The sequence below is a fragment of the Pseudomonas medicaginis genome (assembly GCF_965119365.1).
Classification (GTDB): domain Bacteria; phylum Pseudomonadota; class Gammaproteobacteria; order Pseudomonadales; family Pseudomonadaceae; genus Aquipseudomonas.
The window spans coordinates 1,162,832-1,174,212 of sequence record NZ_OZ221631.1 but is presented as its reverse complement, the minus strand read 5'-3'; the positions used below and the strand labels follow the sequence as shown (position 1 = coordinate 1,174,212).

9 protein-coding genes are annotated in these 11,381 nt (G+C 53.0%); 1 reads left to right on the top strand and 8 read right to left on the bottom strand.

Annotation, left to right across the window (positions count from 1 at the left end):
• Positions 1-63: 63 nt before the first annotated feature.
• The 3 genes from ACMTA2_RS05030 to ACMTA2_RS05020 all read right to left on the bottom strand — a co-directional run bounded on the left by ACMTA2_RS05030 (position 64) and on the right by ACMTA2_RS05020 (position 2,810).
• Entirely contained in the window at positions 64-600 is a 537-nt protein-coding gene (locus ACMTA2_RS05030; protein ID WP_413793978.1) for a LasR-specific antiactivator QslA, read from the bottom strand.
• A gap of 587 nt (positions 601-1,187) precedes the next feature.
• Entirely contained in the window at positions 1,188-1,829 is a 642-nt protein-coding gene (locus ACMTA2_RS05025) for a hypothetical protein (RefSeq protein WP_413793977.1), read from the bottom strand.
• Positions 1,830-2,810, bottom strand: coding sequence for an ImmA/IrrE family metallo-endopeptidase (locus ACMTA2_RS05020; protein ID WP_413793976.1), 981 nt, complete (start codon positions 2,808-2,810; stop codon positions 1,830-1,832).
• A 233-nt stretch (positions 2,811-3,043) separates the two neighbouring features.
• Here ACMTA2_RS05020 and ACMTA2_RS05015 point away from each other — a divergent pair, with 233 nt between their 5' ends.
• Positions 3,044-3,310: a hypothetical protein gene (locus ACMTA2_RS05015; protein WP_413793975.1), complete on the top strand. Its 267-nt coding sequence runs from the start codon at positions 3,044-3,046 to the stop codon at positions 3,308-3,310.
• Here the strand turns inward: ACMTA2_RS05015 and ACMTA2_RS05010 are convergent.
• The 5 genes from ACMTA2_RS05010 to ACMTA2_RS04990 form a co-directional block, all read right to left on the bottom strand.
• Entirely contained in the window at positions 3,258-3,974 is a 717-nt protein-coding gene (locus tag ACMTA2_RS05010; RefSeq protein WP_413793974.1) for a M48 family metallopeptidase, read from the bottom strand. The two genes, ACMTA2_RS05015 and ACMTA2_RS05010, sit on opposite strands and share 53 nt — an antisense overlap.
• Entirely contained in the window at positions 3,974-7,090 is a 3,117-nt protein-coding gene (locus ACMTA2_RS05005) for a type I restriction endonuclease subunit R (RefSeq protein ID WP_413793973.1), read from the bottom strand. The genes ACMTA2_RS05010 and ACMTA2_RS05005 overlap by 1 nt, the downstream gene beginning before the upstream one ends.
• A gap of 46 nt (positions 7,091-7,136) precedes the next feature.
• Entirely contained in the window at positions 7,137-7,250 is a 114-nt protein-coding gene (locus tag ACMTA2_RS05000) for a winged helix-turn-helix domain-containing protein (RefSeq protein WP_413793972.1), read from the bottom strand.
• Positions 7,251-7,426: 176 nt separating this feature from the next.
• Complete coding sequence (locus tag ACMTA2_RS04995; protein ID WP_413793971.1) at positions 7,427-8,650, bottom strand: restriction endonuclease subunit S; 1,224 nt, start codon at positions 8,648-8,650, stop codon at positions 7,427-7,429.
• Complete coding sequence (locus tag ACMTA2_RS04990) at positions 8,641-11,055, bottom strand: type I restriction-modification system subunit M (protein ID WP_413793970.1); 2,415 nt, start codon at positions 11,053-11,055, stop codon at positions 8,641-8,643. Before ACMTA2_RS04990 ends, ACMTA2_RS04995 begins: the two co-directional genes overlap by 10 nt.
• Between the last annotated feature and the right edge of the window lie 326 nt (positions 11,056-11,381).

The following is an 11,381-nucleotide window of genomic DNA, read 5'->3' as shown; positions in this document are numbered from 1 at the left end:
ATCAAAGATCGCTTGATCGGAGGGTTTGGCGGGAAAAGCAAATCTCAAACGTCAATTACAGACTCAGGCATCAAAGCGGGTTGATTGGGAAGTGACGGCCTCAAGTCGCATGATCAGCGTCTGCTGCAACCGCAGCAAAAAACCTGCTTCAAAAGCCTCTTGTGGATCACCTGGACGATGACGTTTTCGGTTCTGAGACAGCGCCCACCATAACGGTAATGATGAGCCTTCAAGCCAAGTCTCTGCGCAACGAACACCCTCCTTAATTACCGGAGCGAACTCGCCACCCCACGGTGTCTGGATCGCGGGAGCCCCTTCAACTGACGGGACAGAGACATACTCATGGATCTGTCGGTGAACGCTTTGAGCTGGAATGCCAGTCAAATTTCGAAATGCCTTGTCGTACAGTACGGCGGCGTCATCCAGCAGCTCTACTGCCAGCTCAACGTCTTGCGGAAAATGAAGCAGAATACTCTGGGCTCCGTTAAGCCGGAGAGTGGCAGCCTGCCGCAGTTTAATCGCCGCATCTTCAGGGGTAAGCGATGAAGTATCGATGCTGCTGGGTTTGGGGAGACCGATTAGAAGCGAAAGATCAAACATCGCGGAATCCTCCGAGATAGTTTGCAGCTGTAACCATTTGGCCGGGGTGGCGCACGAGCTTAAAAGGGGGGCATGCCATTTCCTTATCTCCTTGGTTTGATTAAGGATTGCCATCCACCGTTCTGACGCGGCATAGGGTGGCAAACCGTACGGGGGTCAGAAACCGGAAACCAAGGAACCGGCCAGGCCGAAGCCTGCCCCGCACGGTTCGCCATAGAAAAGCAGCAGCTAGCACTCGAAGCGCTGACTGTGCGGAATGGAAGAAACCGCGCCTTGGTTTTGATTCAGGTTCTGACGCCCGGTCGCGGGATTGACCGCGACGGGGCAAAGCGTAAATGTGTAGCCGCAACAACACAAGCGTGCAGCACCATTAAGCTCAGGACCTGAAAGAAAGCTACGGCCCGAAGATTACGCTTGCCCATAATCTGACGGCTCTAATACTTCAGGTTTCCCCCGTCGACTCAGGGTCAGGTCAAGTGGAGATCGCTCATTTTGGCCAGCAGGACTCGCCGACAGAAGGTCACCTATGTTGCCCCGTGAGGGATTAAGGGGTGTGAGCAAGTGTCCTGATGCAATGGAGCATCGTACTAAGGGCGAATGAACTGCCGAACGGGGTTCAGATATTGGACGAGGCAATCGTGAGCATGATCCTTGCTCCTGCCCTCACCGAACGACATTCTCATAACTGTGTCGAATTTTCTTGGGTCAGTTATCTGCATTGCGGAAATAATTTTCCCGCTGATTTCGTCAAACCCTTTCATGTGAATTGCTTTGAGAAGGATTGACTCCACGCAGTCGACTTTTTGATGGAGCAAGCGCTTTGCTCTCTCAGACTGAGACAAAGCGATTCCTACCAGGGCTCTTTTATCGCCAGTGGTGAAATGAAAGGGGGAGCCCGATTGATTGAGATCGTGTGCATGCATCAGAAGCGAGAGTTCTCCCGCATCTATGCCCTCTACGTCCATTAACTCCTCCAAGAAGTCAATGTCTTCGCCGGCAGCGCCAAGCTCTCGACATCCATCAATCAGTCCTGCAAGCCGATCATAGGCGGCAACGCTTCCCAGGCGTCTTTCGATGCATTTATCTGGATTAGAAAGGTAGAGTGAATGTTTTGCGGTATCCAGAACATAGCAATCCGCTAAGGAGCATTGAAATACATCGAGCGCAGTCTCTACGAGATCGCATTGAGAAAGTTTTATAAGAATGTCGTTGTCAGTCAACAGGATCATTTATGCGATCAAGTTCCGCAGTAAATGCTCGCTATCCTCTGCCAGCCCGCCGTCCAGAGCTTTGAAAACCCTAGCCGTAATCAACTGTTGATCCGTAGTGTTCCCCGGGATCAGATTGGCAGCAGCAACACATAGAGGAAAAAGCTTTTTATTATTATGGGCGCAGTTGAGAACTACATGAGTAGGATCAATTTTGTGTTCCTTGCCATACGCTACTGCCAACTGCGCGAGCACCGGTGCCCTAACCAACTGCTGAAGCTTGAGATTGCCATGAGCATTGCCTGTAAGCAATTCGACAGCGAATCGATCAGCCGCGGTTTCATCCGCATCTTTTGATTCATCATCGACTTTCTTAATTTCATCATCGACGATTGCACCATTTGCGCCGACATGGCCCAGTGCAATGTGGCCAAGCTCATGCGCAAGGTGGAACAACAAAAACCCGCTGTTTCTGTTGTTTGACAGAACAATCGATGGTCTACCATTTATCGCCATGGCGATGCCATCCATTTTTTTACCCAGCAATGGAGTAGCAAGATGAATGACGGGGATTCCGCAGCTCCAGCAATAATCAACAAGCTCGGATAGCCCAACCCAATTACTTCCTGCTGAAAGTAAATGCGCACGGATCGCAGAGGCGTCCGGTGGGGGAGGAGTGAACTCAGAGCTATGTGCCGCAATAGCGATCTTGGAAGCACTACGAGCTAGCGCAACGGCGAGGTCTACCTGAGCCTCTGATGTTTTGGCAGAAAGCTTGAACCGTTTTTCGGAGGGCAAGTCGAACTCAACCCTTGGTGGGGTTTCGCTGAATGCACGCATGCGAAGGCTCAAAGCTTTAGCCAAGTAAATTTTGGCTTGCTGAGCACCTGACGGGGTTGCTTCGATCTCGTCCGTCCACCACTCAGGCAGGAGATGAGACAGCTTCCGTTTGGGAAGCCCCTGTCTACCCAGGGCGGAATATAGGCTTTGAACGGTAGTCATAATTTCCCCTCCCTAGACTGGTGCGGTCGCGATATAGAGCTACCTTGCTCATGCGACCTACAGCGAACGCAGCTTGATTACACCCGTTAGACAACAACTGAGGGTGTAAAAGTCACGAAATGGTAGGGTTTTTCTGCGCTTTACGCAAGTTATCCACAGGCGCGACAACAGATCAGCGCTTAGCTCGGGCATAACCGGACCTATGTGGTTTCAGCCTACATTGGAGGCCGAGCGTGACCAAACCGTTCGATATGGCGCTGTTCCTGAGCGGCGTACTGACCGGCTCGAAGGTCACGCAGCAACACCACCTACGGCAAGCCCAAATCATGCAAGCGGCCATTCAACAGCGATGGCAGCGAGACAACCCCTGGACCTCGCAGCTCAAGCATGTGCGCTGCTTTCTCACTCAAGGTAGAACTTGGCAGCCGCAGCCTGATTTCAAATCCATCAGTGATCCCACTCTTCATGTCGAACCGGCAAACGATTCAGCTCGTCCTTGATTTGCCGCCAGTGGGGCACGAATTTATCCATCAACGCTAGAAACCGATTGCTGTGGGTTGGTTCGATCAGGTGTGCAAGCTCGTGTATCAGAATGTATTCCAAACACTCCGGTGGCTTTTTCGCCAACTCGGTGTTCAGCCGAATATTACCGGTGCTCGGGTTGCATCCCCCCCAACGGGTTTTCATGCGTTGCACCAAGATACGCCGGACGTTAACCCCCATCAGTGGCTGCCACTTGGCCAGCAGCACCGGCAGCTTCGCCCGCAGCTGTTCGCGATACCAGCTTTCCAGCAACGCCTCTCGGCGTGCTTCGTCACTACCGGGGCGTATCTGCAACACCAGCGCGGAATGCTTTAGCTCGACAACTGGCGCTGCATTTACCTCAATCACCTCCAACAAGTAGCGCCTTCCCCACACCTGATGGCTTTCTCGGTTCAGATACTCACGTTCCGTCTCGCGGGGCTGGGCACGCATTTGTCGCTGTTGCGCCTTGATCCAGCTCAGCCGAGAAATAGCGAACGCTCGAAGAGCGTCCAGCCCCATGTGCAGAGGCGCGGAGATATGCACCCGACCTTCCGGCGGGTACACGTAGAGGTGCGCGTGCTTATTATTCTTTCTCTGGACCTCGACCCGGATATCACCGAGCTGAATATGCTCGGACATCAGTACTCCTGCTGAGCAACAATGATTGGAAACAGACGTTCGACCTCTTCTTCATTGTTCAACACCTTGTGCATAGCCTGCTTGACCATCATTTCCTTGGCCTGCACGCCACGCCAGCCATCAGGTCGCGCCTGCTTCACCGCTTTGTCGATCTTCATCACCAGATCCAAAACGGCGTCCCCAGTAGACTGGCCATAGGGCATTGCCGGCTCGGACACTGAGTTCTTCGGCGTCAAGTTGTTGTAGAGCGCCAGCTTGCCAGGGGTGTTCAGTGTTTCCGGTGTGTCCTTGGACTTTCCAGCTTGCACTTTGGCCGCCAGCTCACCAATACGCTTGAGGTACTCCTCGTACTCTATGGCCTTTTCCTTGCGGAGCTTGATGATTTCATCGAGCAGCGCTGACATTTTCGCGAAGTAGGCTGGGTCAGTCAGGTTTTCCTTGATGATTTTGCTACGAACGTTGTTCTCGATAGTTTCGGCCACTGCTCCCTGATTACCTTTCATCTCTCCCAACTTCTCGGCAATAGCCTCACCAATACCGGTCTTTACGATCAGGTCCAGCAGCCCTATGTTGTCAAAGGGGGAAATCTTGCGCGGTTCGCTGGCCTCGATATATGTGTCGATCAGATGCCGCATGTCCGCTTCGAACGGCTTGATGTCGAGCGTCTCACCGCTGGCCTTGCGGATGATCTCGCGCAGCGCCAGGTACCGGTCCAGCTTGCGCTTGATCTCTTCGATCTGCGCCGAGCTGTAGCCCGCCGCTTCCATCTCATCAGCCAGATTCGCATACGCACGCAGCAGCACTACCACTGCCTTGTAGAGCGCCACTCGCTGCGGTTCGCGGTTTTGAAGGTCGTCTGCTATCTCGGTATTACCGCAGAAGTAGTGAATATGCGCCAACTCATCCTTCGGCGGAACAACCGGCTCACACAACAGCGCCAGCACTTCCAGGGCATCGTCCAGACGCTCCTTGCCCTGCGTCAAACGATCGTGCAACAGCACTTCTGGATCGACTCCGCCGGCGCTGTGATCCAGCTCGGAGGTGTAGACCGCGATGGCATTTTCCACACTCTTGAACAGGTCTTTGTAGTCGATAATGTAGCCAAATTCCTTGTCCTCGCCATCGAGACGGTTGGTCCGGCAGATGGCCTGAAACAGGCCATGGTCATGCATCGATTTGTCGATATACAGATAGCTGCAAGGCGGCGCGTCAAAGCCCGTGAGCAACTTGTCCACCACCACCAACAGTCTCATGCTGGCCGGTTCCTTGATAAACAGCGCCTTGGCGCGTTCTTCATAGGTTTCAGTTTTGGACATGCCGGGTTTTGCCTGCACATCTTCCAGCAGGTCCATGTAGGTGCTGTAAATAAACTGCTTGTCGGTTTCAGTATTGGCGCCGGTTTCCTCGAGCGTCACATCCTTGGCCAAAGGGTTGTAGGACGTGATGACTGCGCACTTGCTCCTGAACAATGACTTCTGGAAGAGCGTGAAGTACTTGCAGGCCTCATAGATGCTGGACGCGACGAAAATAGCGTTGCCTCGCTGGCTGGACAGGCGGGGTTTGGTGCTGAAATCGAAGATGATATCCGCCACCACACGGTCCATTCGCGACCTGGAGCTGAGCACATTCTGCATAGTGCCCCACTGCTGCTTCAGTTCATCCTTCTGCCACTTGTTCAATGCCTTGGTGCTGTTCTCGAACCACTGGTCAATTCTTTCTGAAGAACCCAACCTGGTGTCAATGTCACGAGCTTCGTAGAGCAGGTCCAGCACCACACCATCTTCCACCGCCTCGCTGAACTTGTAGGTATGAATGTAACCACCAAACACTTCTAGACTAGTAGCCTTGTCCTGCTTGAGCAGCGGCGTACCGGTAAAGCCGATGAACACCGCATTGGGCATCAACGCCTTCATCACTCGGTTGAGCCGGCCGCCCTGAGTCCGGTGGCACTCATCGACAAACACGAACAGCTCGCCCAAGGTCTGGCTAGGTTGGGTCTGCAGTTCCTTGATAAATACCTCGAAGGCCTTGTCATCCTTGCCTTTCGTGGCGCCACCGAACTTGTGCACCAGCGAGCACAGCAGGCGTGGACTTGGCTGGCTGAGCTGGCGCATCAGTTCCTGGCCACTGCCGGTACGGCAGATGGTTTCTCCTGCATCCCGGAACACCCTTTCAATCTGCTTATCCAGCTCGTCACGGTCGGTGATGATGGCCACGCGAGCGTTCGGGTTATTCTCCAGAATCCACTTGGCCAACAGCACCATCAGAATGCTTTTGCCAGCGCCCTGGGTGTGCCAGATGATGCCACCTTGGCGCTGCTTCACATGTTCCTGTGCGGCCTTGATACCGAAGTATTGGTGCACTCGCGGTAACTTCTTCATACCACCGTCAAACAGTACAAAGTCGTGCATCAGCTCAATCAGCCGGGCCTTGTCGCAGATTTTTAACAGGTACTTGTCCAGCTTGTAGCGGCTGTTGTCGGACTCATCTTCCTTCCAGGTCAGAAAGTATTTTTCTTGAGTACCGGTGGTGCCATAACGCAGGCCTTCCGAGTCATTGCCAGCAAAGACGAGCTGCACTGTACTGAAGAACCACTCATTGAACTCCGGCTGCTGATTGGACAAACTCTGGCGCATACCATCACCAATACTGATGCGGCTATTTTTCAGCTCCAGCACGCCAATAGCGATACCATTCACATAAAGCACGATATCCGGGCGACGCTCCAGCTTACCCTTAAGAGTGACCTCCTCGGCGATAGCGAAATCATTTTTCAGCGGCTCGGCCCAGTTGATCAGATGTACTGTCTCGGTCATCTTGCCGGCCTCGGTCTTCACCGGCACACCGTAGCGCAGCAACTTGTAAACGGCTTGATTGGTGCCGTACAGACTGCGGTCAGATTTGTTAGCCTCAGTGTTCAACTTGTGCAGAACGGCATTGGTTTGCACTTGGCTATAGCCCGCACCGTTCAAGTAGGCACTGAACAACCCCTCTTCGATATTGCTGTTGTTGGTGCGCTCGGCCCAGTCGCCGAGATGCCTATAGCCCAACTCTTCAACGAACAACTTGGCCACACGGTTCTGTGTCACGCGTTCGGCTTTGCCAATATCGGTCATTTGAGTACTTCCCTGCGTCCGCTTTTCGCTGCGCCAACATGCCGGATCACCCGGCTGTCCGCAGCTTGTTTAGATGATATCTGATGCCATCAGAGCTCAGACCGAGCTGTTTTGCCAGCTCGCGTTTCGTTATAGCCGGTTGCTGACGCAACAGGGTCATAATTTTCCATGGACCGGTTCCGTGAGGCTTGGGTAATCAGTGTCAGCGCGTCCCCAATACGATAGTGCTCCCTCAAGGCCTCGGTGAGTTTACCGCCTCGGCATTGGCAAAATCGCATATCCTTTAATGGTACTCGTCGCTCCACGCGGTCTTCCATTTCCGCTGCAAGCATTTGCTTATACCAATCGAATCCTTCCAGCAAGGAGTTCCTGTGTCATCCCCTGTTTAAGCTGGCAGGCTTTTTGGAGTTGAATTTCTAGAGTAGAAATCTCATCATCCATTGCTGACAGAATGGATGCTATGGCTGTTTGCTCTTCGATAGACGGATATGGCACCTCAACGCTATTTAAAGACTCTTTGTTAAGCGTAAACCCCTTGACTGCTTGTTTGCCATACAGAGAAAAATCCGTTCGCCCCAGCATATAATAAAGAAAATCAGTATTTGCGCGCGGGTTATTGAAGCTACAAATAGCTTCATTAGTAAATAGATCGCAACCCGCAAAACAAAGACGCCCAATAGACAATTTAAAACTCATCAGCAAAGTTCCTTTGCGAATAGATCGCATGGCCGCTGCAGCTAACGGAGTAACTTCTTCCTTTGAGGTATTGACAACTTTACTTTTAAGGTCGGATATGGACAGCCAAACATAACCGGCTCCCCAGAACGCAGCATTAAGTCTTGATGGCGTCCGCCCCATTGATATGTCGCAAATACTACCAAGACTTCTCGTATCCCATGCCCCGCTAAATCCCGGCAGCCGGCTCCGACCGGTGAGCAGCTCCTGCATTGCTCCTTGCTTAATCTGGCGTTTTTTGGTCAACAACTGCTCCAGAAAATCGATCAGTGCATCCGCATCGCTCAGGGTTTCGGCAATAGCTTGTTGCTCGGCATAGGTCGGCGGGATCGGAATCTGAAGATTACTCAGCGTGCCCTGATTAAGATTGATCATTGTCGTGCCGACAGATGTTGCCTCAATCGCTGCGACCACGGGAGGGCTGGACAATATCCTTTGAGCAAACCGAGATTCCAGTCGGGCGTTAGGGCGGACAATCATAGATCCTGTCCCGCATAGCCATCCAGACTGATTGAGTTGAACAACCGCGCAGCGCCCCATTTCTCCTCGCCGCCCAATAACGATATCGTGTTCAACCAACCGAAACTCTGACAACTTTTGAGCGGCAGTCTCAGATATAGCCATCCTCGGCGTATTAACGATCTTCCCATCAATAATCTGCATTGGATTAACGACCGGAATACCGCCATAGACATAGTCAGACTTATGTAACGCGCTTCCAAAAGGACCGGTTCGGAAATTAGCTACGGTTCCGAGACGAGCAAGTTCCCAGTCCTTCGGAATCACCCCCACTTCAGTCTGCTTGTACCCCGCCTTCAGTTCCATACAAACCCCATCTTCCGCAGCTTCTCGGCCACATTGTTCTCCAGCTCGCTAACGCGGCGGGTCAATTGTGGCAAAGGGATTTCATAACGCTCGGCCAATTCCTTAACACGCTGAGTCAGCGTCTGGCTCACACGATCCATCTCGTCGCTGATAGCGGCCTGCAAGGTGTCCAACCATTTGTCGTCCACGGCCAGTTGCTTGACTTCAGCTTCAGCATGATTCAGATCCGGATACTTGGCATACGACTTTTGGTCCAAATCAGCCTCCAGCTCCTTCAGCCGTTTTTTCAGCGCAAACTCTTGAGCGGCCAGCGTCTGCCACTGCTTAAGCACGGCCAGTTCCTCGGAGGCATCCTTACCAACGTCCTTGATACGCTCCTTTACGCTGACGGAGTTGATCTTTTCGAGGTCGGCGAATACGCCATCATCACCGCTATGTTCCTCCTCCAGCTCAGCCAAGGTGGCACTGATTGCTTCCAGATCGGCGCTGATCTGATCGATTTTCGCCTGCTCGGCAGCGAAGTAGCGGGCGACGATCAGATGCTTGGGCAGCAGGTCACAGGCCCAGCCCTTGTCCTTTTCCTTACCCTTCTTGTCTTTTTCGATGATGCGGTAAGTCTCGGCCTTCCAACCGTCGGCGGCGATCAGATAGGCGTCGTCCTGCATCACTTCGGACCAGTAATCCATCAGGTGCTGATAGACGTCATAGGCGTCGATCAGTGGCTGATTCTGGTAGTGCTGCAGCAGGCTTTCAGCAATCTCATGAATCAGCTGCTTGGGATGGAAGCCCGGCTGTAGCGCTTTGAGCGTTTGCGCCGTCTGTGCACGCCAATCGTCAAAATGCTTGGTCATACCGGTAATAAAGTCGACGAATTGCGGGTGTCCATAGATGCAGTTTTTTATATTGGCCTTGTCCACGGCCAAATCGAAGTAGCCGGGGCGGTTGGCGCTGAACAGCGCGGCCTTGAGCTGCGGACAGACAGCCCAGTAGCCCGCTAACGCCTCGATATCTACGGCCGGAATGCCGCCCTTGAGATGACCTTCGATGTCCTGCTTGTCTTCGGCTTGCGTGCTGTCGATGTAGCGCGGCAGGTTGAGATTATAGTCGTTCTTCTCGATCTCTTCGAAACCCACCATACGGGCGTAACGCGGCTCGCTGTCATCCTGACGGGTGAAGGCATCGACGATTTTGTGAACATCTTGTTCGCGCAGGCGGTTCTTGGGACCATCCTTGATGAATCCAGCATTGGCGTCGAGCATGAAGATGCCCTTACGTCCCGACGCGTGTTCCTTGTCGATAACAATAATGCAGGCCGGGATGCCGGTGCCGTAGAACAGGTTGGCCGGCAGGCCGATGATGCCTTTGATATAGCCGTGACGAATCAGATTACGGCGGATATCGGCCTCCGCATTGCCGCGAAACAGCACGCCGTGCGGCAGAATGCAGGCTGCTTTGCCGTCGCTTTTCAGCGAACGGATGATGTGCAGCAAATAGGCGTAGTCACCTTGCTTGGCCGGCGGCGCACCGAAGGTCTCGAAGCGATTGTAAGGATCGTCAAGCGGATCCAGCCCAGTGCTCCAGCGCTTATCTGAAAACGGTGGATTGGCCACGACGTAGTCGAAGTTCTTGAGTAGGTCACAATTGCCCGCTTTAAGCGTGAAGGCAGGGCTGGTCAGGGTGTTGCCCTGGGCGATCAGCGCTGTAGGGTTGTCGTGCAGAATCATGTTCATGCGCGCCAAACCGCTTGTGGCTGAGTCCTTTTCCTGACCGTAAAGGGTAACAGGCGTTCCGGCTTCGTCGGCAACCTTAAGCAGCAGCGATCCCGAGCCGCAGGTCGGGTCATACACGCTCGTATCGCTGCTGGTTTGTGCCTGCCCAATGCCGATTATTTTGGCGATTACTTTGCTCACCTCGGCCGGGGTGTAAAACTGGCCCTTGCTCTTACCCGAATCCTTAGCGAAGTGCTGCATAAGGAATTCGTAAGCATCGCCCAGAATGTCATCGTGAGCGGCACGGTTCTTTGAGAAGTCGAGCGCCGGATTCTGGAAGATAGCGATCAGGTTGGTGAGACGCTCTACCTTTTCTTGACCGGTGCCGAGTTTGTTAGAGTCGTCGAAATCCGGCATGTCGAACAGTTTGTTGGCACTGGCCAGCGGCGCGATGATCTTCTTGTTGATCTGGTCGCCGATATCCGGCTTGCCCTTGAGCGCGACCATATCGGCAAAACTAGCACCGCCTGGGATGGTGATAGGTGCAAAGGCTTGGCCAGCATACTTATCGCTGACGTACTTGATAAACAACAATACCAATACATAGTCCTTGTATTGGCTCGGGTCCATGCTACCGCGCAATTCGTCGCAGGAAGACCATAAGGAGGAGTAGAGCTCTGATTTTTTGATGGCCATGGGTGATCGATTTTTCCGTAGTTTTTTGAACCACCGGGCATCGCCTGATGGCATATCAATTCGTCATTTTTGCGGGAGCAGTAGCAGCTACACCGTCAAGAGAGTGGCTATGAGGCGGGTGGGCTTTTCACGGTGTGATTGAATTCCGACTGCTTGCTCAAGAATGGGCACCATTCTATCCATTTCTTCCCCTGTAGGGATCGGGATCGCCATCGCTCTCATGGTCGAGAGCGGATAGAAAGACAACACACATGAAACTGCATTGCAATTCGCCATCACGACCATCAGAATCTGACCCAAAGCAAGATATTGGCACTGATGCTTCA